This is a genomic window from Streptomyces sp. NPDC001407, from assembly GCF_042895325.1.
GTDB lineage: Bacteria > Actinomycetota > Actinomycetes > Streptomycetales > Streptomycetaceae > Streptomyces.
In genome coordinates this window covers 1-21,738 of record NZ_JBIAWF010000012.1, presented here as the reverse complement: position 1 = coordinate 21,738, position 21,738 = coordinate 1, and the positions used below count along the sequence as shown (strand labels likewise).

At 73.4% G+C, this 21,738-nt stretch carries 17 protein-coding genes and 1 riboswitch; of the genes, 5 read left to right on the top strand and 12 right to left on the bottom strand.

Translation table 11 applies throughout. The features are described 5' to 3' along the window. Window positions 1-127: 127 nt before the first annotated feature. Window positions 128-958 (bottom strand): sulfurtransferase, encoded by an 831-nt coding sequence (locus ACFY1P_RS17925; RefSeq protein WP_361533997.1) that lies wholly within the window; start codon window positions 956-958, stop codon window positions 128-130. A 293-nt stretch (window positions 959-1,251) separates the two neighbouring features. Between ACFY1P_RS17925 and ACFY1P_RS17920 the strand changes: the two genes are divergently transcribed. Then, window positions 1,252-2,058, top strand: coding sequence for a VOC family protein (locus ACFY1P_RS17920; protein ID WP_361533999.1), 807 nt, complete (start codon window positions 1,252-1,254; stop codon window positions 2,056-2,058). Here the strand turns inward: ACFY1P_RS17920 and ACFY1P_RS17915 are convergent. The 4 genes from ACFY1P_RS17915 to ACFY1P_RS17900 form a co-directional block, all read right to left on the bottom strand. Beyond that, window positions 2,033-2,704: a thymidine kinase gene (locus ACFY1P_RS17915; RefSeq protein WP_361534002.1), complete on the bottom strand. Its 672-nt coding sequence runs from the start codon at window positions 2,702-2,704 to the stop codon at window positions 2,033-2,035. The two genes, ACFY1P_RS17920 and ACFY1P_RS17915, sit on opposite strands and share 26 nt — an antisense overlap. Before the next feature lie 53 nt (window positions 2,705-2,757). Then, window positions 2,758-3,966 carry a nucleotide pyrophosphatase/phosphodiesterase family protein gene (locus ACFY1P_RS17910; protein WP_361534005.1) on the bottom strand — a complete coding sequence of 403 codons (1,209 nt, stop codon included), beginning with the start codon at window positions 3,964-3,966 and terminating at the stop codon, window positions 2,758-2,760. Then, the gene (locus ACFY1P_RS17905) at window positions 3,966-4,553 is read right to left on the bottom strand and encodes a DUF5998 family protein (protein ID WP_361534008.1); all 588 of its coding nucleotides are present in this window, start codon (window positions 4,551-4,553) and stop codon (window positions 3,966-3,968) included. Before ACFY1P_RS17905 ends, ACFY1P_RS17910 begins: the two co-directional genes overlap by 1 nt. Window positions 4,554-4,852: 299 nt before the next feature. Next, window positions 4,853-7,675, bottom strand: a complete 2,823-nt coding sequence (locus tag ACFY1P_RS17900; protein ID WP_390751089.1) for a GNAT family N-acetyltransferase — start codon at window positions 7,673-7,675, stop codon at window positions 4,853-4,855. 142 nt (window positions 7,676-7,817) lie between these two features. Here ACFY1P_RS17900 and ACFY1P_RS17895 point away from each other — a divergent pair, with 142 nt between their 5' ends. Continuing rightward, window positions 7,818-8,099, top strand: coding sequence for an HPr family phosphocarrier protein (locus ACFY1P_RS17895; RefSeq protein ID WP_361535724.1), 282 nt, complete (start codon window positions 7,818-7,820; stop codon window positions 8,097-8,099). Between the two features lie 184 nt (window positions 8,100-8,283). Here ACFY1P_RS17895 and ACFY1P_RS17890 read toward each other — a convergent pair whose 3' ends face one another. From ACFY1P_RS17890 to ACFY1P_RS17875, 4 genes are all read right to left on the bottom strand, one after another. After that, window positions 8,284-8,949: a GntR family transcriptional regulator gene (locus tag ACFY1P_RS17890; RefSeq protein ID WP_361520823.1), complete on the bottom strand. Its 666-nt coding sequence runs from the start codon at window positions 8,947-8,949 to the stop codon at window positions 8,284-8,286. Between the two features lie 270 nt (window positions 8,950-9,219). Next, entirely contained in the window at window positions 9,220-10,023 is an 804-nt protein-coding gene (locus ACFY1P_RS17885) for a M23 family metallopeptidase (protein WP_361520820.1), read from the bottom strand. Window positions 10,024-10,036: 13 nt separating this feature from the next. Next, window positions 10,037-10,192: riboswitch (cyclic di-AMP (ydaO/yuaA leader) on the bottom strand. Window positions 10,193-10,441: 249 nt separating this feature from the next. Continuing rightward, the gene (locus ACFY1P_RS17880; protein ID WP_361520845.1) at window positions 10,442-11,809 is read right to left on the bottom strand and encodes a pitrilysin family protein; all 1,368 of its coding nucleotides are present in this window, start codon (window positions 11,807-11,809) and stop codon (window positions 10,442-10,444) included. 35 nt (window positions 11,810-11,844) lie between these two features. Beyond that, window positions 11,845-13,194, bottom strand: a complete 1,350-nt coding sequence (locus tag ACFY1P_RS17875; RefSeq protein WP_361520842.1) for a pitrilysin family protein — start codon at window positions 13,192-13,194, stop codon at window positions 11,845-11,847. A gap of 236 nt (window positions 13,195-13,430) precedes the next feature. Between ACFY1P_RS17875 and ACFY1P_RS17870 the strand changes: the two genes are divergently transcribed. After that, on the top strand, window positions 13,431-15,890 hold the full coding sequence (locus ACFY1P_RS17870) for a DNA topoisomerase IV subunit A (RefSeq protein ID WP_361520817.1): 2,460 nt from the start codon (window positions 13,431-13,433) through the stop codon (window positions 15,888-15,890). Window positions 15,891-15,955: 65 nt separating this feature from the next. Here the strand turns inward: ACFY1P_RS17870 and ACFY1P_RS17865 are convergent, their stop codons facing one another. Together ACFY1P_RS17865 and ACFY1P_RS17860 are read right to left on the bottom strand one after the other, a co-directional pair. Further along, a complete protein-coding gene (locus tag ACFY1P_RS17865) occupies window positions 15,956-17,035 on the bottom strand; it encodes a GTP-binding protein (protein WP_361520814.1) in 1,080 nt (359 codons plus the stop codon). 13 nt (window positions 17,036-17,048) lie between these two features. Then, window positions 17,049-18,200, bottom strand: a complete 1,152-nt coding sequence (locus ACFY1P_RS17860; protein WP_390751088.1) for a citrate synthase/methylcitrate synthase — start codon at window positions 18,198-18,200, stop codon at window positions 17,049-17,051. 121 nt (window positions 18,201-18,321) lie between these two features. Here ACFY1P_RS17860 and ACFY1P_RS17855 point away from each other — a divergent pair, with 121 nt between their 5' ends. Beyond that, window positions 18,322-19,575 (top strand): citrate synthase family protein, encoded by a 1,254-nt coding sequence (locus ACFY1P_RS17855; RefSeq protein WP_361520808.1) that lies wholly within the window; start codon window positions 18,322-18,324, stop codon window positions 19,573-19,575. A gap of 95 nt (window positions 19,576-19,670) precedes the next feature. After that, window positions 19,671-20,585 carry a sucrase ferredoxin gene (locus ACFY1P_RS17850; RefSeq protein ID WP_390751087.1) on the top strand — a complete coding sequence of 305 codons (915 nt, stop codon included), beginning with the start codon at window positions 19,671-19,673 and terminating at the stop codon, window positions 20,583-20,585. On the opposite strand, the gene ACFY1P_RS17845 is transcribed toward ACFY1P_RS17850, so the two are convergent. Further along, entirely contained in the window at window positions 20,569-21,636 is a 1,068-nt protein-coding gene (locus ACFY1P_RS17845; protein ID WP_361520804.1) for an ABC transporter substrate-binding protein, read from the bottom strand. The two genes, ACFY1P_RS17850 and ACFY1P_RS17845, sit on opposite strands and share 17 nt — an antisense overlap. Window positions 21,637-21,738: the final 102 nt, after the last annotated feature.

Here is a 21,738-nt window from a genome sequence, read left to right as displayed (position 1 = left end):
GTGACCACCCGTCAACCTCGGCGGTGGGCACGCCTCGCCCCGTTTCCGGACAGCGGCAGCGCCCGGCCCGTCGAGGCCGGGCGCTGCCGCTTCCGCCGGTAGCTCCGGTCGGACGGCCTGGGCGGGATCAGCCCGGCTGCGGGCCCGTCGCCACGGGGCGGCTCCGGTCGGAGGACCACTCGCTCCACGACCCCACGTAGAGGGCCGCGGGGATGCCCGCCACGGCCAGCGCCAGTATTTCGTGCGCGGCGGAGACCCCGGAGCCGCAGTAGACCCCCACCTCGCCGCGCGCCCCGAGAGCGGCGAAGCGCGCGGCCAGCTCCTCGGCGGGCAGGAAGCGGCCGTCCTCGGTCACGTTCTCCGTCGTCGGCGCGGAGACCGCGCCGGGGATGTGCCCGGCGACCGCGTCGATCGGCTCGGTCTCACCGCGGTAGCGCTCCCCCGCCCGGGCGTCCAGCAGCACACCGCGCCGCGCCAGCGCGGCCGCGCCGTCCGCGTCGAGCAGCGGCAGCGCACCGGGCGCCGGGACGAAGTCCCCTTCCGCGACCGGCGGCGCGCCGGTCTCCAGTGCTCCACCCGCCGCGGTCCACGCGCCGAAGCCGCCGTCGAGGACCCGTACGGAGCAATGCCCGGCCCAGCGCAGCATCCACCACGCGCGGGCGGCCGCCCAGCCCGTGCCGCCGTCGTAGGTGACGACCTCGCGGTCGGACCGCACCCCGGCGCGCCGCATCGCCGCCCCGAACGCCTCCACGTCCGGCAGCGGGTGCCTGCCGTGCTCCCCCGCGGGGCCGGCCAGTTCGGCCTCGAGGTCCACATAGGCGGCGCCGGGGATGTGCCCCGTCTCGTACTGCGGACGGCCGGGCGGCCCGCCCATCTGGTAGCGGACGTCGAGCAGGACCGGCGGCCGCGCTCCGGCTGACGCGTTCACGAGTTCGGCTGCGGTGATGAGGGGATTCATGACCCCCATCCTGGCGTAACCGCACCCGCGCAAGGAGAGGCCCTCTGGTGGGACCGCGCACAACTGCTCGATACTGGGCGGCGATTCCGACACCGGGCGGCAACGGCGCCGAAACGGAACCGAAACGCGGATCCGGGCATTCTCCTGCGGGAACACGTGGGTCCCGGCGCGGCCGGGCGGCGCGCCGCGGCAGGTGGTGCAAACATCTGGACGTGCCCCGTCCCGTACCACCCGCGCGCCGCGGAACGGCGCGGGACGCGCGGCCACCACGATGGTCCGAGGAGAGAGTGGCGATGACCGAGGTTTGGGGCTCCCCCCGGCGGCCGAGCACGGGGGAGGCCAGGCAGACACCGGGCACCCCGTGCTGGACGAGCCTGCTGGCACACGACCTGGAGTCGATCAAGGACTTCTACAGCGGCCTCTTCGGCTGGTCCTACTACAACCCCGGGCCACGCCGGCTCGGCCCGTACGTGCGCGCCACGATCGACGGCCAGGACGTGGCGGGCATCGGCGGGCTGACGCCCGGACGGCGGCTGCCCACCGCCTGGACCACCTATCTCGCGAGCGACGACGCGGACGGGACCGCGGAGGGGATCCGCTCGTCCTGCGGCACGGTCGGCGTGGGTCCCCTGGCGGCGGAGGACGCGGGGCGGCTGGTGCTCGCCTCGGATCCGGCGGGGGCGTCGTTCGGCGTCTGGCAGGGTCAGCGGCTGGTGGGCCCGCAGCTGGTGGGGGCGCCGGGCACGCCGGTCCGGCACGAGCTGGTGACCCGCCGGACGTCCGCGGTCGTCACGTTCTACCGCGCCCTCTTCGGCTACGAGGCCGAGCCCGCGGAGGCGGGCGGCCCCGACTCCGTCACGCTGCGGCTGGACGGGCGGCCGGTGGCCGCGATCCACGGGGTCGGCGCGGCGCTGCCGCCCGCGCGGGGGCCGCACTGGATGACGTCGTTCGAGGTGGCGGACACCGATGCCGCCGCGCGCCGGGTGAGCGAGCTCGGCGGGCGGGTGCTGCGGCCCCCGCGGGAGAGTCCGGCCGGGCGGGCGGCCACGGTCGCGGATCCCGAGGGCGCCGTCTTCACCCTGCTGCGGACGGCCCGTTAGCGGGATCCAGGGGCAGCACGTCCGGCGACAGCGCGGCGGCGCGCGCCGCGGCGGCCGTCAGCCGGCGGCGGTGGTGACGCCGGCACAGCACCTCGTAACCCACCACGGCCTCGGGCTGGTTGACGTCCCCGACGACGACCTGGGCGCCCTCGACGACCATCTGTCCGCCGACCGTACGGGCGTTGTGCGTGGCCCGCGCGCCGCACCAGCACAGGGCCTCCACCTGGAGCACCTCTATCCGGTCGGCGAGTTCCACCAGGCGCTGGGAGCCGGGGAAGAGCCTGGTGCGGAAGTCCGTGGTGATGCCGAAGGCGAAGACGTCGAGTTCGAGGTCGTCGACGATCCGGGCGAGCTGGTCGATCTGCTCGGCGGTGAGGAACTGCGCCTCGTCGGCTATGACGTAGTCGGCCCGGCCGCCCGCCGAGAGGTGCGCGACGATGTGGGCGTAGAAGTCGAAGCCGTCGCCCGCCTCGACGGAGTCGGTGACCAGGCCGAGCCGGGAGGACAGCTTGCCCTCGCCCGCGCGGTCGTTCCGGGTGTAGATCATCCCTTGCAGACCGCGTGCCGAGCGGTTGTGCTCGATCTGAAGAGCGAGGGTGCTCTTTCCGCAGTCCATGGTTCCGGAGAAGAACACCAGCTCGGGCATGGGAAAGCCAATGCCTTTCGTACGTAGGAGGGGGTGGAGGGGGCCGGGCGGGGTCAGGAACGCACTTCGAGGAGCGGGACCAGCTGCTCCACCGGCGTCATGGAACCGTGCAGTCCGACCATCGCGGACTCGTTCGGCTCCGTCTCGGTGGCGACGATGGCGATGTCATCGCGGGCCGCGGCGACCACGTCGCCGATCCGCCCGTGGACCCGGTCGTCCACGCCCTCGCCGGGCGGACCGAACCAGCCGGCCTCGATCGCCTCGTCCCGCCCGGCGACCCACATCTGCTCGCCGAGCACCTCGCGCCAGACGGCCAGCACGTCGGCGGCCGCGCCGGGCACGGCGTAGACGTGACGGGCGCGGGCCTCGCCGCCGAGGAGGGCGACGCCCGCGCGCAGCTCCCAGTCCTCGTCGAAGTCGATGCGCGACTCCGGGTCGAAGGGGATGTCGATCATGCCGTGGTCGGCGGTGACGTACATCGCGGAGCGCGGCGGCAGCTGTTCGGCGAGGCGCTGGGCGAGCCGGTCGACATACATCAACTGACCGCGCCACTCGTCGGAATCGACGCCGAAGCGGTGGCCCTTGCCGTCCACGTCGCTGTAGTAGGTGTAGACCAGCGCGCGGTCCGCGGCGGCGAGCCGGTCGGCGGCGAAGTCCATCCGGTCCTCTCCGGAGAGCCGGCCGTGGAAGGTGCCGCCGCTCAGCGCGATCTTCGTCAGCGGCGTGTGCTGGAAGTCGGGGGCCGAGACCTGGCAGGTGTGGACCCCGGCGGCGTCCGCGAGCTGGAAGACCGTGGGGTAGGGCTGCCAGACGTGCGGGTCGGTCCAGGGGCGCCAGCGGAGCTGGTTCATCAGCTGCCCGGTGGCGGGGTCGGCCACGGTGTAGCCGGGCAGGCCGTGCGCGCCCGGTGGCAGGCCGGTGCCCACCGAGGCGAGGGAGGTCGCGGTGGTGGAGGGGAAGCCGGCGGTCATCGGCTGCCCGGTGCCGTTCATGGACGTGCCCAGCAGGGAGTTCAGGAACGGCGCCTCCGCGGGGTGGGCCCGCAGCAGCTCCCAGCCGAGGCCGTCGACGAGGAAGACGCAGACCCGGTCGGCGGGGGCGAGCTCCAGGCCGGTGCTCAGCCCGGGGACGCCCAGGCCCGTCGCGATCGACGGCAGCAGGTCGGCGAGCGAGCCGGTGCCGTAGCGCGGGAGGGGCGCGGAGCGGGGGTCGAGCGGGACCGGGTCGTGCCAGGACCGGCCCGCGGTGGTCACCTGGGGCATCAGCGGGCGGTCGCCGCGGTCGCCTCGGAGAGCGCCTGGGCGAAGGCGAGGGTCTGCCGGACGGTGTCCGGTCCGTCGCCCGCCTCGCTGACGCGCAGGCTCAGGTCGTCGGCCGTGGAGGAGCCCGTGTAGCCGTGGTCGGCGTCGCAGTTGGGGTCGCCGCAGGCGGCGGGCTCCAGGTCGATCCGGGAGACCGCGCCCCAGCCGATGGTGAGGACGACCTCGCGGGGCAGGGTGCCCGGGGTGTACGCCTCGGGGTTGGCGACGACGCGGCTCAGCACGACGGAGGAGATCCGGCCGATCTTCACGGACTCCGTGGACGTCGTGGCGTAGGGCGAGGGGGACGTGCCGTCGGCGGCCTGCTCGTCGGTGTGGCTGACGATGAAGCGGTTGTCCGTCAGGACCAGGACCGTGACGTGGCGGCGGACCTCGTTGGAGTCGAACGTCGTCTCCTGGTGCACCAGGTACGACACGATCGGCTCCCCGCCCACGGCGGCCTCCACCGCCTCGGCCACCAGGGCCGGGTAGTAGCCGCTGCGCTCGATCGCCGCGCGGAGCCCTTGGGTCGTCGTACCGGTCTTCGCCATACGCCCATCCTACGGGGCGCAGGGGGCCCGCCCGCGCCTGCCTCCGGCGGGAGGCCGACGGTCAGGAGGGCCTTCGGGGCCCCTCGCGCCCGCGGGCGGAAGCGTGGGATCGCCGTCTCCGGGGCGGGCGGCGATCAGGGCCGCGCGCCCTGCGGAGTGCCTGTCGGGCGTCCCGGACGGAGTCCGGGGAAGATGCCGTGGGCGCACCGGACCCGCGCCCCGGCAGCAGTGGACCGCGGGTCCACGCCCGGCAGGAGGCCGGGGCCGGCGATGCGGACACGGCCCGGTGGTCTGCCCGCTCAGACCACCGGCAGGCTGCGCGGGCCCAGGTCCGTACGGGCGGGCGGCGGGGCCAGGCGTATGGACGCGCCCAGGACGTGGACGCCGTGCGGGGCGACGATCACCGGCTCCAGGTCGGCGCCCACGACCTCGGGGTGGTCGTCGACCAGCCGGGAGACCCGCAGCAGCAGCTCCTCCAGGGCCCGGGTGTCCACCGGGGTCGTGCCCCGCCAGCCGAAGAGCAGCGGGGCGGTCCGGATCGAGCGGATCTGCTCGGCGGCGTCGCGGTCGGTGACGGGGACCAGCCGGTGCGCGGTGTCGCCGAGCAGCAGGGAGGGCGCGCCGGCCAGGCCGAAGGAGAGCACGGCGCCCGCCGCGGGGTCGATGGCGGCCCGCACCACGGTGTCGACGCCGCGGGGGGCCATCGACTGGACCACGAAACGGGTCTCCTCGGGCTTGCCGAGCAGCTCGGTCAACTCGCCGTAGGCGCGGAGCAGTTCCGCCTCGCCGCCCAGGTCGAGCCGGACGCCGCCGAGGTCGGCGCGGTGGCGCAGGTGCGGGGCGGTGGGCTTGAGGGCGATGGGGAAGCCGAGCCGGTGCGCGGCCCGGACGGCGCTCTCGGGGTCGGGGGCGGGCAGCGCGGGCAGCACGGCGATGCCGTAGCGCGCGAGCAGGCGCTGGGTGTCGGCGGCGGAGAGGGTGACGGCTCGCGGGCCGGTGAGCGGAGCGGGGGTCGCGCCGTGGGCGGCCAGCAGCACGTCGATGTCGGCGGCGGCCCCCGCCTCGTCGATGTCCTCGTACTCGGGCACCCGGCCGGGCTCGGCCGCCTGCCGCCGCCACCGGGCGTAGCGCGCCGCCTCGGCCAGCGCCCGCACGGCCCGCTCGGCGGCGGGGTAGGCCGGTATCCGCACGGCGGACGGCCGGCAGGCCGGGCCGCCGACGGGATCGGCGGGATCGGCGGCAGGCGTGCTCCCGGCCGCGGGCGGCCGCTCCTCCGCCGCGAGCGCCTCCGCCAGGCCCGGGATCTCCAGGTGGACGACGGTGACGGGCTTCGTGGACGCGGACGCGGCCACCGCCTGGCGGAGCGCGGCGGCGAGGTCCGCGGCGGAGGCGTCGCCGACCCAGGGGATCGCGGTGACGACCGCGGCGTCGCACTCCTCGTCGGCCAGGGCGTCCAGGAGCGCGGCCCGGAAGTCGGCCGGTTCGGCGGCGGTGGTGAGGTCGTACGGAGGCTGCGGGCGCAGGCCGTCGGTGAGGCAGGCGTCGTAGGTGAGCAGGGCGAGGGACTCGGAGTTGCCGAGGATGGCGACGCGGGGACCGGCGGGCAGCGGCTGGGAGGCCAGGAGGAGACCGGCGTCGGCCAGTTCGGTGACCGTGTCGACGCGGATGACGCCGGCCTGCCGCAGCAGGTCGGAGACGGTGGCGTCGGGGATGCGGGTGGTGGGCACGGCGTGGCCGGTGGGGGCGGCGCCGCCGTGGCGGGCGCCCTTGACGACGACGACCGGCTTGAGGGCGGCGGTGCGCCGGGCGAGCCGGGTGAATTTCCGGGGGTTGCCGATCGACTCCAGATACATGAGGACGACGTCGGTGTCGGGGTCGTCGTGCCAGTACTGGAGGAAGTCGTTGCCGGAGACATCGGCGCGATTGCCCGCGGAGACGAAGGTGGAGATGCCCACCAGCCCGGCGGCACGGCGGTGCAGCCCGGAGAGCAGGGCGATGCCGATGGCCCCGGACTGGCTGAACAGGCCCAGCCGCCCCGCGCTGGGCAGCTCGGGCGCGAGGGAGGCGTTGAGGCGGACCCCGGGCGCGGTGTTTATCAGGCCGAACGCGTTGGGCCCGATGATGCGCATGCCGTACGAGCGGGCCTGGCGGACCAGCTCGCGCTGCCGGTCGCGGCCGTCGGCGCCGCTCTCGGCGTAGCCCGCGGCGAGGACGACGAGGCCCTGCACGCCGTGCTCACCGCACTCGGCGACGACGGAGGGCACCTGCTCGGCGGGCACGGCGACGACCGCGAGGTCGACGGGCTCGTCGATGCCGAGGACCGAGCGGTGGGCGGGCACCCCCTCGGGCTGGAGCCGCGAAAGCCCCTCGGGGAAGGCCCGGTTGACCGCGTGCACCCGGCCCGTGAAGCCGCCGGCGAGCAGATTGCGCAGCACGGTGCGGCCCATGCCGCCGGGCTCGCGGCCGGTGCCGATGACGGCGACGGAGCCGGGGGCGATGAGGCGGTGCACGGAGCGGGCCTCGGCGCGCTGCTCGCGGGCGCGCTGGACGGCGAGGGAGCGGTCGGTGGGCTCCAGGTCGAGCTCCAGGCGGACGACGCCGTCCTCGAAGCTGCGCTTCTGCGTATAGCCCGCGTCCGTGAACACCTTGATCATCTTGGTGTTGGCGGGCAGCACCTCGGCGGCGAAGCGGCGGATGGAGCGCTCGCGGGCGACGGCGGCGATGTGCTCCAGCAGGGCGGAGGCCACGCCGCGGCCCTGGTGGGCGTCCTGGACGAGGAAGGCGACCTCCGCCTCGTCGGCCGGGCCGGAGGACGGCAGGCCGCGGGGGCCTATGCGGTCGTAACGGACGGTGGCGATGAACTCGCCGCCGACGGTGGCGGCGAGGCCCACCCGGTCGACGTAGTCGTGATGGGTGAAGCGGTGCACGTCACGGTCGGAGAGGCGGGGGTAGGGGGCGAAGAAGCGGTAGTACTTCGACTCGTCCGAGACCTGTTCGTAGAAGCTGACCAGGCGCTGCGCGTCGTCCGGGGTGATGGGGCGGATCTGTGCGGTGCCGCCGTCGCGCAGCACCACATCGGCTTCCCAGTGGGTCGGGTAGGCATGCTCGGACGGCGTCTGCATGCAGCCAGCGTAAGGCCGCCCACCGACAACGGGTCCGGCTCGCGCCGGTGGGCCGGACCGGGGAGGGTGGGGGCAGCCGGAGCACCGCGGACCCCGTGAGACACTGGTCTAGACAACCAATAGCGACTTGAAGGGCAACACCATGGCTGAGCGCCGCGTCAATGTCGGCTGGGCCGAGGGCCTGCACGCTCGTCCCGCGTCGATCTTCGTCCGTGCGGCGACGGCCGCGGGCGTCCCGATGACGATCGCCAAGGCCGACGGCAACGCCGTCAACGCCGCGTCCATGCTGGCCGTGCTGGGCCTGGGCGCCCAGGGTGGCGAGGAGATCGTCCTGGCCTCGGACGCCGAGGGTGCCGAGGCGGCGCTCGACCGTCTGGCGAAGCTGGTCGCCGAGGGGCTCGAGGAGCTCCCGGAGACCGTCTGATTCACGGTCAATCGCGCGCGGCGGGGCCGCGGCGGCCGATGGAGGCCGCCGCGGCCCCGTTGTCCGTTTTCCCGGGCCGTCCGCATTCCGCCGGGCCACCCGGGCCGGGTTTCGCGCCGTGCGCGCCCCGCGCGAATTCCTCCCAGGGACAAGGCGGCAACGGACCGCGGATAACCGCCTGTTGTCAGGACGGGGCGGCCGCCGTGCGCACCGATTGTTTCGGATTCCGCGCCCGGACCTGACGGACGGGCCTGCGCAGCCGGTATTCACCCGGCGCGCGGTCGGCGCGCGTCGCGGCGAGCGCCCGCGCGCGCTCCGCGTCGCCCCGGGCGATCGCGTCGACGAGGGCGCCGTGCGCCTCCCAGGTGCGCACCGGCCGCAGGGGCGGCTCGGCCACGTACACCCAGGCGATCTTGAGCCGCAGCTGGGTGAGCAGGGCGGCGAGGCTGGGGCTGCCGGTGGCCTGGGCGAGGGTCTCGTCGAACCAGTCGTCCAGGGGCCGCAGTTCGCCGGTCCGGCCGGCCCGCGCCCGCTCCAGACCGAGCCTGACCAGCCCACGGAGCACCTTGAGGTGCGCCTCGGTGCGGCGCTGCGCGGCGCGCGCGGCGCCCAGGGGCTCCAGCAGGGCCCGGACGTCGAGCAGGTCGGCGGCCTCGTGCTCGGTGGGTTCGGCGACGCAGGCGCCCGCGTGGCGGCGGGTGGTCACGAAGCCTTCGGAGGCGAGGGTGCGCAGGGCCTCGCGCACGGGCACGCGGGAGACGCCGTAGCGGCGGGCGAGCAGTTCCTCGATGAGCCTGCTGCCGGGCGGGAAGGAGCCGGAGACGATGTCGTCGCGGATCGCGGTGCACACGGCCTGCGTGGGAATTCCGCGGCTGTCCGGCGCTGGGTTGTCATAGCCGTTCACGTACGGCCCCGCATGGGTGAACCTCCGCATTGACCCCCGCGAAACGCGGCCGATTGACGCCTGTCGGGCGACTCTATTGCAGGGGCCGGGAATTTCCGATGGCGCCGGTGAAGTCAGCGATATGTTTTGGCCAACACGAAGGCCCCGGTCGGTGAACCGGGGCCTGGTGACGGGAAACTCCGCGATACGGCTGTGAGAGCCGGGGCGCGCGGTGCGTCAGACGTTGACGCCGTGCGAGCGAAGGTACTCGACCGGGTCGATGTCGGAGCCGTAGGTGGGCGCAGTGCGGGCCTCGAAGTGCAGGTGCGGGCCGGTGACGTTGCCGGTGGCGCCGGAGAGGCCGATCTGCTGGCCGGGGGTGACCGTCTGGCCGACGCTGACGTCGATGGACGACAGGTGGCCGTACTGCGTGTAGGTGCCGTCGTTGTGCTGGATGACGACGTTGTTGCCGTACGCGCCGCCCCAGCCCGCCTCGACGATGGTGCCGGCGCCCACGGCGTGCACCGAGGTGCCCGACTCGGCGTGGAAGTCGACACCGGTGTGGCTGCCGGAGGACCACAGGCCGCTGGACGCCTTGTAGGCGGTGGAGACGTAGGAGCCGTCGATGGGCGCCACGAAGGTGTTGAGGCGCTTGCGCTCCTCGTCGCGGGCGATGCGCTCCTTCTCGGCGCGCTCGGCGTCCGCCTTGCGCTTGGCCTCGTCGGCCTTCTGCTTGACCTCGGCGGCCTGCTTCTTGGCGGCGGCCTCGGCCTGGAGGCGGGCGGCGGTCTCGTCCGCGGCGCTGCGCTGGATCTCGGCCTGCTCGCCGACGCGGTCGGCCGTGTCGTCACCGATGACGATGGCCTGCGTCAGGCCGGTGTCCTCGACGCGCGGGGCGTCGTCGGTGGCGGCGAGCGCCGGCGCGGCGAAGCCCGCCATGACACCGGTGGCCGCGAGGGTGGCTATGCCCGCCGCGTTCGCCCCGGCGCGGACGGCGCGGCTCGGACGGCGGTGCTTACCGGTGGGACGAGTGAACGCCATGGGTACGGCTGATCCTTTCCTTCCTTCTCGCCTACCGGGTTAGCTGACGGGTTCGGAGCAGGAAGGTCTCCTACGGATCCCTCCGGAGAGGGGCCCGATTCACCCCAGGGACATGTGGGTCCCCGGCTCCCCTGGCTCGCGCCGTACGGGGACTCGGCGATGACTGTCCGGGGCCGCGGATGCGACTCACATCTGACGGGCAGCCGCCCTGACGCTAGACGCCGCTACTTTCGAACGGCAAACAGAAGCCGGGATTTGTGGCGTACGACACAGCGGAGATGTGCAACCAGTCCACTAAATCGGGCATAAGGGAGGCGCGCCGGGCCCATCGGCCCCGCGCGCCTCCCGAGTGGCTGATGTCACTCGGCGTCAGACATCAGCCGTCGGACGCGACTCGGGTGTGAGTCACCGTCAGGCGTCAGCCGCTGACGACGGTGACCTCGCCGATCCCGAGCGCCTTGACGGGCTCCTCGATCTCCGCGGCGTCACCGACGAGGACGGTCACGAGCCGGTCGACCGGGAAGGCGTTGACGACGGCGGCCGTCGCCTCCACCGTGCCGGTCTGCGCGAGGCGCTCGTAGAGCCGCGCCTGGAAGTCGTCCGGCAGATACTGCTCGACCTGGTCGGCGAGCGTGCCCGCGACGGCCGCGGCGGTCTCGTACTTCAGCGGCGCGACACCGACGAGGTTCTGCACGGCGGTGTCCCGCTCGGCGTCCGTCAGGCCCTCGGCGGCGAGGGTGCGCAGCACCGTCCACAGGTCTTCCAGGGCGGGGCCGGTGGAGGCGGTGTCGACCGAGCCGCTGATGGCGAGCATGGCCGCGCCGGTGCCCTCCGGGGAGGAGCGCAGCACCTGGCCGAAGGCCCGTACGCCGTAGGTGTAGCCCTTCTCCTCGCGCAGGACGCGGTCCAGGCGGGAGGTGAGGGTGCCGCCCAGGCAGTACGTGCCGAGCACCTGGGCGGGCCAGACGCGGTCGTGCCGGTCGGCGCCGATCCGGCCGATCAGCAGTTGCGTCTGGACGGCGCCGGGGCGGTCCACGATGACCACGCGGCCGGTGTCGTCGGCGGTGATCGGCGGCACCGGCCGGGGCTCGGCGGCGGAGCCCGTCCAGGCGCCGAGGGAGTCGCCGAGCGCCTCCTCCAGGTCGATGCCGGTGAAGTCGCCGACGACCACGGCGGTCGTGGTGGCGGGCCGGACGTGCGCCTCGTAGAAGGCGCGCACGGCGGCGGCGTCGACGCGCTCGACGGTCTCCTCGGTGCCCTGGCGGGGGCGCGACATGCGCGCGTCGGCCGGGAAGAGGTGCTTCGAGAGCGCCATGGCGGCGCGGCGGGAGGGGTTGGCCAGCTCGTGCGGGATCTCGTCCAGGCGGTTGCGGACGAGCCGCTCGATCTCGCTGTCGGGGAACGCGGGGGCGCGCAGGGCGTCCGCGAGCAGGGCGAGGGCCTTGGCGAGCCGGGAGGCGGGCACCTCCAGGGAGACCCGGACGCCGGGGTGGTCGGCGTGCGCGTCGAGGGTGGCGCCGCAGCGCTCCAGCTCGGCGGTGAACTCCTCGGCGGTGTGCTTGTCGGTGCCCTCCGACAGGGCGCGGGCCATGATGGTGGCGACCCCGTCGAGGCCCTCCGGCTCGGCGTCCAGCGGCGCCAGGAGGTTGACCTCGACGGCCACGATCTGCTGGCCGGGGCGGTGGCAGCGCAGCACGGTCAGGCCGTTGGGCAGGGTGCCGCGCTCGGGGGCCGGGAAGGCCCAGGGGGTCGCCTCGCCGGCCCGCGGGCGCGGGTGGAAGGTCATCGAAGATCCTGCGGTTCCGGTGGCCACGGCGTCACTCACTGGGCCGTCTCCTCGTCGTTCAGGTCGTGCTCGGCGTGCTCTTCGGCGGGGGCGGTGGGCTCGTAGACCAGCACCGCGCGGTTGTCCGGGTGGAGCCTGGCCTTGGCGGCCCGCTGCACCTCCTCCGGGGTGATGTCGAGGGCGCGCTCCACGGCGGTGAGGGCGAGCTGGGGGTCGCCGAACAGCACGGCGAAGCGGCACAGTTCGTCGGCGCGGCCGCTGACCGTGGCGAGCCGGTCCAGCCACTCGCGCTCCAGCTGCGCCTGGGCGCGCTCCATCTCCTCCGGGGTCGGGCCCTCGGCGGCGAAGCGGGCCAGCTCGTCGTCGACGGCGGCCTCGATGTCGCTCACCTCGACGCCGCCGGACGCCTTGACGTCCAGCCAGCCGAGCGAGGGCGCGCCCGCCAGGCGCAGCATCCCGAAACCGACGGCCACGGCGCTGCGGTCGCGGCGGACCAGGCGGTTGTAGAGCCGGGAGGACTCGCCGCTGCCGAGGACGGTCAGGGCGAGGTCGGCGGCGTCGGCGTCGCGGGTGCCGTCGTGCGGGAGGCGGTAGGCGGCCATCAGGGCGCGCGCCGGCACCTCCTCGCGCACGACCTCGCGCAGTTCCTCGCCGATGGTGTCGGGGAGGGAGCCGTCGCGCGGCGGCTGCTTGGCGTCGTGCGCGGGGATGGAGCCGAAGTACTTCTCGATCCAGGCGAGGGTGCGCTCCGGGTCGATGTCACCGACGACGGACAGGACGGCGTTGCCCGGCGCGTAGTAGGTGCGGAAGAAGGCGCGCGCGTCCTCCAGGGACGCGGCGTCCAGGTCGGCCATGGAGCCGATCGGGGTGTGGTGGTACGGGTGGCCGTCGGGGAAGGCCATGGCCGTCAGCTTCTCGAAGGCGGTGCCGTAGGGGACGTTGTCGTACCGCTGGCGGCGCTCGTTCTTGACGACGTCGCGCTGGTTCTCCATGGACTCGTCGTCGAGCGCGGTGAGCAGCGAGCCCATGCGGTCGGCTTCCAGCCACAGGGCCAGCTCCAGCTCGTGGGCCGGCATGGTCTCGAAATAGTTGGTCCGCTCGAAGCTGGTGGTGCCGTTGAGCGAACCGCCCGCGCCCTGCACCAGCTCGAAGTGGCCGTTGCCCTTGACCTGGGCCGAGCCCTGGAACATAAGGTGCTCGAAGAGATGGGCGAGGCCGGTGCGGCCCTTGACCTCGTGGCGCGAGCCGACGTCGTACCAGAGGCAGACGGCGGCGACCGGGGTCAGGTGGTCTTCGGAGAGCACCACCCGCAGGCCATTGGCCAGGCGGTGCTCGGTCGCTGTCAGGCCGCTGGAACCGGCCTGTTGCGTGGCCGTGTGACCCATGGGCATGTACGTCCCTTCGATCGCGTGGAATCCCGCGTGGAGGCTCGCGATGGTTCGCGACGACTCGCGTGATGAACAGTCCTGTCACTGTATGCAAGCGTGCTGACATCTGGCGAAGTTCCCGGTGCGGTGCGCTCTTACGGACGGGTCGGTTGTCGGCGTTGTCAGTGGGGCGGTCCACAATGGTCGGCGTCAGCATCCCGCCTCGACAATCGATCGAAGGAGCAGCAGCCGCGATGGCCCGCCGCAGCACGAAGACCCCGCCGCCGGACGACTTCGAGGAGCGCGTCCTCGACATCGACGTCGTCGACGAGATGCAGGGCTCCTTCCTCGAGTACGCCTACTCGGTCATCTACTCGCGCGCCCTGCCCGACGCCCGGGACGGCCTCAAGCCGGTCCAGCGCCGCATCCTCTTCCAGATGAACGACATGGGCCTGCGCCCGGAGCGTTCGTATGTGAAGTGCGCGCGCGTCGTCGGCGAGGTGATGGGCAAGCTCCACCCGCACGGGGACGCGTCCATCTACGACGCCCTGGTGCGCATGGCGCAGCCCTTCTCCATGCGCGTGCCGCTGGTCGACGGCCACGGCAACTTCGGTTCGCTGGGCAATGACGACCCGCCCGCCGCGATGCGTTACACCGAGGCGCGGATGGCGGCGACCACGTCGCTGATGACGGAGTCGATCGACGAGGACACCGTCGACTTCACGCCGAACTACGACGGCAGTGAGCGGGAGCCGGTCGCGCTCCCCGCCGCCTATCCGAACCTGCTGGTCAACGGCGCCTCCGGGATCGCCGTCGGTATGGCGACGAACATGCCGCCGCACAACCTCGGCGAGGTCGTGGCCGCCGCCCGGCACCTGATCAAGCACCCGGGCGCCGACCTGGACACCCTGATGCGGTTCGTGCCCGGCCCGGATCTGCCCACGGGCGGCCGGATCGTGGGCCTGGGCGGCATCCGTGACGCGTACGAGACGGGCCGGGGCACCTTCAAGATCCGCGCCACCGTCGCCGTGGAGAACGTGACGGCCCGTCGCAAGGGCCTGGTCGTCACCGAGCTGCCCTACACGGTCGGCCCGGAGAAGGTGATCTCCAAGATCAAGGACCTGGTCGGCGCCAAGAAGATCCAGGGCATCGCCGACGTCAAGGACCTCACCGACCGCTCCCACGGCCTGCGTCTCGTCATCGAGATCAAGAACGGCTTCAACCCCGAGGCCGTGCTGGAGCAGCTCTACAAGCTGACGCCGATGGAGGAGTCCTTCGGCATCAACAACGTCGCGCTGGTGGACGGGCAGCCCCTGACGCTGGGTCTGAAGGAGCTGCTGGAGGTCTATGTCGACCACCGCTTCGAGGTGGTGCGGCGGCGCAGCGAGTTCCGGCGCACCAAGCGGCGGGACCGGCTGCACCTGGTCGAGGGCCTGCTGGTGGCGCTGCTCGACATCGACGAGGTCATCAGGATCATTCGATCGAGTGATAACGCCGCGCAGGCCAAGGAGGGCCTGATCGCGCGCTTCTCGCTCTCCGAGATCCAGACGCAGTACATCCTCGACACCCCGCTGCGCCGTCTGACGAAGTTCGACCGGGTCGAGCTGGAGTCGGAGCGCGACCGGCTCAACGACGAGATCGCGAAGCTGACCACGATCCTGGAGTCCGACGCGGAGCTGCGCAAGCTGGTCTCCGGTGAACTGGCCGACGTGGCGAAGAAGTTCGGCACCGACCGGCGCACGGTCCTGCTGCAGTCGGCGGGCTCCCCCGCGTCGGCCGTGCCGCTGGAGGTCGCGGACGACCCGTGCCGGGTGCTGCTGTCGTCCACCGGGCTGCTGGCCCGCACGGCGGGCGGCGAGCCGTTCCCGGACGACGGTGAGCGGGGCGCGAAGCGCGTCAAGCACGACGTGATCGTCTCGGCGGTCCCGGCGACGGCCCGCGCCGACGTCGGCGTGGTGACCTCGGCGGGCCGGCTGCTGCGCATGCCGGTGATCGACCTGCCGCAGCTGCCGGAGACGGCGGCCGCGCCCAGCCTGGCGGGCGGGGCGCCGGTGTCGGAGTTCCTGACCCTGGATGATGACGAGCGGGTGGTGTGTCTGACCACCCTGGACGAGTCCTCGCCGGGTCTCGCGATCGGCACGGAGCAGGGTGTCGTCAAGCGCGTGGTCCCCGACTATCCGGCCAACAAGGAGGAGCTGGAGGTCATCTCCCTCAAGGACGGTGACCGCATCGTCGGCGCGGTCGAGCTCCGGACGGGCGAGGAGGATCTGGTCTTCATCACGGACGACGCTCAGCTGCTGCGCTATCCGGCGGGGCAGGTCCGTCCGCAGGGCCGTCCGGCGGGCGGCATGGCGGGCGTCAAGTTGTCGTCGGGGGCGAAGGTGATCTCGTTCACCGCTATCGACCCGGCGGCGGACGCCGTGGTGTTCACGGTGGCCGGCGCGGCGGGCACGCTGCTGGGCGCCTCGGAGACGTCGGCGAAGCTGACGCCGTTCGATCAGTATCCGCGCAAGGGGCGGGCGACGGGCGGCGTGCGCTGCCAGCGCTTCCTCAAGGGCGAGGACTGCCTCGTCATGGCGTGGGCGGGCGCGTCCCCGGCGCGCGCGGCCACGTCCAACGGCACCCCGGCCGACCTGCCCGAGGTGGACCCCCGGCGCGACGGCTCGGGCACGCCGCTGACGAAGTCGGTGGCGGCGGTGGCGGGCCCGGTGTAGGGCTCCTGTGACGCAGGCGCCGTGCGGCCGGTTCTTCCGGCCGCACGGCGCCCGTACGCCGGCTGTCAGCCCTGGGCGTAGCGCAGCACGCCCCACATCGTGTTCTCGTCCGCGTCGCCCGTCTCCAGCCGCCGGCAGCTCTCCAGACCGGTCCGCAGGGCGGGCGCGTCGATGCCCGTGCCGATCAGCACCAGTTGGGTGACCCGCTCCTCGGCCCGGCCCCACGGGGCGGCGTAGAAGCGCAGGAAGTCGCCCACCGCGTGCACCGCGTACCGCACGCCCCGGTGGCCTTGTGCCCCGAAGTGGACGAAGCCCTTGACGCGGTACAGGCCCTCCGGCCGGTTGTCGAGGAAGTCCATCAGCCTGCGCGGGTCCATCGGTTCCGCGGAAGTGAAGGAGACGCTGTCGTACGCGGCGTGCAGATGGCCGTGGCCGGGGCTGCCCCCCGCGCAGTCCCCGCCGCAGCAGTGCTCGCCTCCTTCTTCCAGGTCCCGCACGAGATCCTCGAAGGACAGCTGGCGTATCGCGCCCGGCTCTTCCCGCTCCCGCGCCTTGCGGTCGAAGAGCAGCTCCGGGTCGACCCGCCCGTGAGCCGACTCCAGGACGGGCGTGCCGGGGCCGAGCCGGGCCAGCTCGTCGAGGACGGCCCGGCGCTCCTCCTCCCCCGCGCGGTCCGTCTTGTTGAGGACGATGAGATCGGCGATGGCCAGATGGCGGTCGATCTCGGGGTGCCGGGCGCGGGTGCGGGCGAACTCCGCGGCGTCCACGACCTCGACCAGGCCGCCGTAGACGATGCTCGCGTTGTCGCTGGCGAGGATCATGCGGATGAGCTCTTGCGGTTCGGCCAGTCCGCTGGCCTCGATGACGATGACGTCGATCCGGGCGGCCGGGCGGGCGAGCTTGTCGAGGAAGCCGTCGAGCTCGCTGGTGTCGACGGCGCAGCACAGGCATCCGTTGCCCAGGGAGACCATGGAGTCGACCTGCCCGGCGACGCTCATCGCGTCGATCTCGATGCTGCCGAAGTCGTTGACGACCACGCCGATCCGGCTGCCCCCGCTGTGCTTCAGCAGGTGGTTGAGCAAGGTGGTCTTGCCTGATCCGAGGAAGCCCGCCAGCACGATGACCGGGATCTGTCGTTTCGCCAAGAGGCAGCCTCCGTCACATGTCGGGCGCAGCCGGGACCGGCTGCGGCGGGGGCGGGCCGACATAGCGGGCCGCCGGGCGGATGATCTTCGTGTCCTCCGCCTGTTCCAGGATATTGGCGCTCCAGCCGACCACGCGGGCCGCGCAGAACGTGGGCGTGAACATCTCCCGCGGCAGCCCGCAGAGCTCCATGACGACGCCCGCGTAGAACTCCACGTTGGTGTGCAGCTCGCGCCCCGGCTTGAGCTCGGCGAGGATCGCCTCGACCTTCCCCTCGACCTCGACGGCGAGGTCGACCAGGGGGCCGCCGAAGTCCTGCGCGATGGAGCGCAGCATCACGGAGCGCGGGTCCTCGGTGCGGTAGACGGGGTGTCCGAAGCCCATGATGCGCTCGCCCGCCAGGACGCGTTCGCGGATCCAGGGGTCGATGCGGTCCGGGGTGCCGATGGCGTCGAGGGTGTCCAGGGCCCGGCTGGGCGCGCCGCCGTGGAGCGGCCCGGACAGGGCGCCGACGGCGCCGCCCAGGCAGGCGACGAGGTCCGCGCCGGTGGAGGCGATGACGCGGGCGGTGAACGTCGAGGCGTTGAAGCCGTGGTCGACGGTGGAGATGAGATACCGCTCGATCGCGCGGGCCCGGCGGGGGTCGGGCTCGCGCCCGTCCAGCATGTAGAGGTAGTTGGCGGCGTAGGGCAGGTCCTCGCGCGGCTCGACGGGCTCCAGTCCTCGCCCGAGCCGGTGCAGCGCGGTGAGCAGGGTGGGGACGGCGGCGCAGGCGGCGAGGGCGTCGGCCTCGCGCCGGGCCGCGGTGATGTCGTACAGCGGGCGGAGGCCGGCCGAGGCGCCGAGCAGCGAGAGCGCGGTGCGCAGCCCGGCGAGCGGGCCGGACGGCGCGCAGGAGCGGGCGATGGCGGGCAGGGCGTCGCGTACGTCGGCGGGGAGCCGGCGCAGGGCGGCGGTCTCGGCGGCGAACGCGGCCCGCTGCGCCGCGTCGGGGAGGTGGCCTCGGAACATCAGGTGCCAGACGTCCTCGAAGGAGCGGCTCCCGGCGAGCTCGACGGCGGAGAACTGGCGGTAGTGGTAGAAGCCTTCGCCACCGCGGACGTCGCCCAGGGCGGTGTCGGTGACGACGACGCCCGCGAGTCCGCGCGGTACCTCGGTGATCGGCATGGGGGTGCTCCTCGATCCCTCTGAGTGGTGCTCCTCGAATCTTGATAAGACTGTCCATCCTTGATTCCACAGCTGTCAACGTTGATTGAATCAATATGTACAGGCCGGTTACGGTGTGCCCATGGCGGATCATGTGACGGTCGACGCGACGGCGGGCGACGACGACAGAGGACGGCTGACCACCCGCGAGGTCGCCGAGCGGCTGGGCGTCAAACCCGAGACGGTCTACGCGTATGTCAGCCGCGGCCAGCTCTCCAGCCGCCGTGGCCCCGGCGGCCGGGGCAGCACCTTCGACGCGCGGGAGGTCGACGCGCTCGCCCGGCGCGGCAGGCGCGAGCCGGCGTTCGGCGGCGAGACGGCGATCCGTACGGGCATCACGCTCATCGAGAAGGACCGGTATTTCTACCGCGGCGTCGACGCGACCGCGCTCGCCGAGCGCCACGCCTACGAGGAAGTGGCCGACTGGCTGTGGACCGGCGAGCTGCGCCCCGGCATCCGCTTCGCCGCACCGGAGGAGACGCTGGCCGCCGCGCACCGCGCCGTGGGCGCGCTGGCGGCCCACAGCGGGCCCACCGACCGGCTGCGGGTGGCCGCGATCGCGGCGGCGGCCGCGGACCCGCTGCGCTTCGACCTCTCCCCGCGTGCCGTGCTCGGCACGGCACGCGGCCTGATCCCGACCCTGGTCGACGCCCTGCCGCCCGCCGGTGAGACGGCGGGCACCGGCGACCGGATCGCGCCGCGCCTGTGGTCGCGGCTGACCTCGCACACCCCGGACGAGGCGTCGCTGCGCGTCCTGGAGACCGCCCTCGTCCTGCTGATCGACCACGACCTCGCCGCCTCCACCCTCGCGGTCCGGGTCGCGGCGTCCGCGCGCTCCCATCCGTACGCCGTGGTCTCGGCGGGGCTCGGCGTGCTGGAGGGGCCGCTGCACGGTGCGGCGAGCGGGCTGGCCCACCGGATGCTGACGGAGGTGCTGGAGCGCGGCAGCGCGGCAGCGGTGGTGGCCGACCACCTGCGGGACGGCAGGCGCGTACCGGGACTCGGCCACCGCCTCTACCCCGGCGCGGACCCGAGGGCGGCCGCGCTCTTCACGCGGCTGGAAGCCGTGCCCGCGGCCGGAGCGGCCCTGGCGGCGGCCCGCGAGGTCGAGGCCACGACGGCGCGCCACGTGCCCCTGCACGCGAACGTGGACCTCGCGCTGGCGGTCCTCTCGGTGTCCTCCGGCATGCCGCCCGAGGCGGGCGAGACCGTCTTCGCGGTCGCGCGCACGGCGGGCTGGATCGCGCACGCCCTGGAGGAGTACGCCGAGCGGCCCATGCGGCTGCGCCCCACGGGTCACTACTGCGGCCCGCGGCCACCGCGGCCCTTGCCCTGACGGGCCGAGCGGGAAGCCGGGACAGGGCCGGGCGGGGGCTCCGGAACACCCGTACGACCCACACACTCCCCCAAAGGCAGGTTAGGCTTGCCTTCGTGAGTACGTGCGCGACCGCCTCCCGTCAACTCTCCGAGCCGCTGGCCGGCACCGCCGCCACCGCCCGGACCTGGCTGCTGCTCGAACAGCCCGGCCCCTGGGGTGCGAACGCGCTCGCCACCAGCCACCTCGACCCCGCCGTCGGCCGCGCGCTGGAAGCGGCCGCGGCGGGCACCGGCGTACGGATCGCCCTCATCCGGCGCCCCGGCCGCCACGCCGACTGCCACCGGCCCACCACACAGCGGGTGTTCGTCGCCCACACCGCGCCCGGCCGATCCTGGATCCGCGCCACCGACCTGACCGACCCGGCCGCGCTGACGGCGCTGGACCTCGCGGCGCTCGGCGCGGGCGAGCACGGCGGGCTGTGGGAGCCGTACGCCGGGGACCCGCTGGTGTTCGTGTGCACCAACGGCAAGCGCGACCGCTGCTGCGCCCTGCTCGGCAGGCCGCTCGCCGCCGAACTGGTCAGCACGGGCGGCATCGAGACCTGGGAGGTCACCCACATCGGTGGCCACCGCTTCGCGCCGACGCTCTTCGTCCTCCCCTACGGCTACGCCTACGGTCGGGTCACCGCGCACGGCGTCAAGGACGTGCTCGAAGCGGTGCGCGACGGCCGGATCGTGACCGAGGGGTGCCGCGGCCGCTCCGCGTGGGAACGCCCCGCCCAGGCCGCCGAGCTGGCCGTCCGCGAACTCACCGGCGAGGAGGGCGCGGACGCCCTGGACGTCTCCGGCACCGAATCCCTCGACGGCCCGGCCGCGCACTGGTCCGTGACCGTCACCCACGCCGACGGCCGGTCCTGGCGGGTGCTCGTCGGGCAGGGTTCCGCCGAGCCGCCCCGCCCGGAGAGCTGCGGCCGGGCGCTCGGCACCCCGGCCCGGATGGACGTCGTGGCGGTCACCCGGCTTTCCTGACGAACTCCGTCGTGTAGGTCTTCTCCAGGTCGATGCCGGCGTCGCGGACCGTGGGGTTGAACGCCTTGAGCACGTCGTGCACGGTCTTCGGCCCGTCGTCGGGCATCACACCGTCCCGGGTGAACATGGGCAGCGTGTCCTTGACGGCCCGGACGTAGAGGTCCTTGCCGCCCTTGGCGTAGTCGGCGGGCATCTTGGCGGCGATCTCCTCGGGGCTGTGCGAGGCCATCCACGCCAGGGTCTTCACGAAGGCGTTGGCGAGCTTCTGCGTGGTCTCCTTGTGGCCGTCGGCCCACGAGGTGTTCATGTAGAGGCTCGACGCGGGGTAGAGCCCGCCGAGCGCGGCCCGGGAGCCCTCGGGCGTCCGCAGGTCGACGAGCACCTTGCCGATGCCCTGGGCGAGGACCTGGGCCACGGTCGGGTCGGTGGTCATGCCACCGTCGACGGAGCCCTGCCGGAGCGCGGAGACGAAGGTCTGGCCCGCGCCGACGGCGACCGGGGTGACATCGCTGACCTTCACACCGTTGCGTACGGCCAGATACTTCGTCAGGAAGTCGGTGGAGGAGCCGAGTCCGGTCACACCCAGCTTCTTCCCCTTGAAGTCCGCGGGTGACGTGAGATCGCCCTCCGCCTTCTTGGAGACGATCTCCACCTCGCCCGGCGTGCGGGCGAGCTGGACCACCGACTCCACCCGCTTCCCCTTCGCCTGGAGGTCGAGGGTGTGGTCGTAGAAGCCGACGACGCCCTGCACTTCGCCGGCGACCAGGGCCGTGGTGGCCTGCACTCCGGCCGGTTCGGTGAGGAGCTGGACGTCGACGCCCTGCTCCCGGAAGAAGCCGAGCCGCTGGGTGAGCACCGCGGGCAGATAGATGACCTTGTCGAGACCGCCGACCATGATCTTCACGGTCTTCCCCGAGGATGTGCCGGAGGACTTGCCGCCCCCGGAGCCGGCGCCGTTTCCGGACACCTCGTCGGCGCATCCGGCGAGGAGGGTCACGAGGGCCACGGCGACGGCCGCGAAGCGGAGGCGGGGGCTGCTGGTTGTACGCATGGCTGGTGTCCTACCTTTCAGGTGTGGGTCTGACTCTGGTCATTCGTAAGATCGGAGGGCCCAGGGGCTCTGGGTATGGCTGGCATGGCGGAGACCGTTCGA

Excerpts from the sequence above, each read along its gene's own strand:
- ACFY1P_RS17925 (WP_361533997.1), bottom strand. The coding sequence starts at position 958 with ATGAATCCCCTCATCACCGCAGCCGAACTCGTGAACGCGTCAGCCGGA.
- ACFY1P_RS17920 (WP_361533999.1), top strand. The coding sequence starts at position 1,252 with ATGACCGAGGTTTGGGGCTCCCCCCGGCGGCCGAGCACGGGGGAGGCC.
- ACFY1P_RS17915 (WP_361534002.1), bottom strand. The coding sequence starts at position 2,704 with ATGCCCGAGCTGGTGTTCTTCTCCGGAACCATGGACTGCGGAAAGAGC.
- ACFY1P_RS17910 (WP_361534005.1), bottom strand. The coding sequence starts at position 3,966 with ATGCCCCAGGTGACCACCGCGGGCCGGTCCTGGCACGACCCGGTCCCG.
- ACFY1P_RS17905 (WP_361534008.1), bottom strand. The coding sequence starts at position 4,553 with ATGGCGAAGACCGGTACGACGACCCAAGGGCTCCGCGCGGCGATCGAG.
- ACFY1P_RS17900 (WP_390751089.1), bottom strand. The coding sequence starts at position 7,675 with ATGCAGACGCCGTCCGAGCATGCCTACCCGACCCACTGGGAAGCCGAT.
- ACFY1P_RS17895 (WP_361535724.1), top strand. The coding sequence starts at position 7,818 with ATGGCTGAGCGCCGCGTCAATGTCGGCTGGGCCGAGGGCCTGCACGCT.
- ACFY1P_RS17885 (WP_361520820.1), bottom strand. The coding sequence starts at position 10,023 with ATGGCGTTCACTCGTCCCACCGGTAAGCACCGCCGTCCGAGCCGCGCC.
- ACFY1P_RS17880 (WP_361520845.1), bottom strand. The coding sequence starts at position 11,809 with ATGACCTTCCACCCGCGCCCGCGGGCCGGCGAGGCGACCCCCTGGGCC.
- ACFY1P_RS17875 (WP_361520842.1), bottom strand. The coding sequence starts at position 13,194 with ATGGGTCACACGGCCACGCAACAGGCCGGTTCCAGCGGCCTGACAGCG.
- ACFY1P_RS17870 (WP_361520817.1), top strand. The coding sequence starts at position 13,431 with ATGGCCCGCCGCAGCACGAAGACCCCGCCGCCGGACGACTTCGAGGAG.
- ACFY1P_RS17860 (WP_390751088.1), bottom strand. The coding sequence starts at position 18,200 with ATGCCGATCACCGAGGTACCGCGCGGACTCGCGGGCGTCGTCGTCACC.
- ACFY1P_RS17855 (WP_361520808.1), top strand. The coding sequence starts at position 18,322 with ATGGCGGATCATGTGACGGTCGACGCGACGGCGGGCGACGACGACAGA.
- ACFY1P_RS17845 (WP_361520804.1), bottom strand. The coding sequence starts at position 21,636 with ATGCGTACAACCAGCAGCCCCCGCCTCCGCTTCGCGGCCGTCGCCGTG.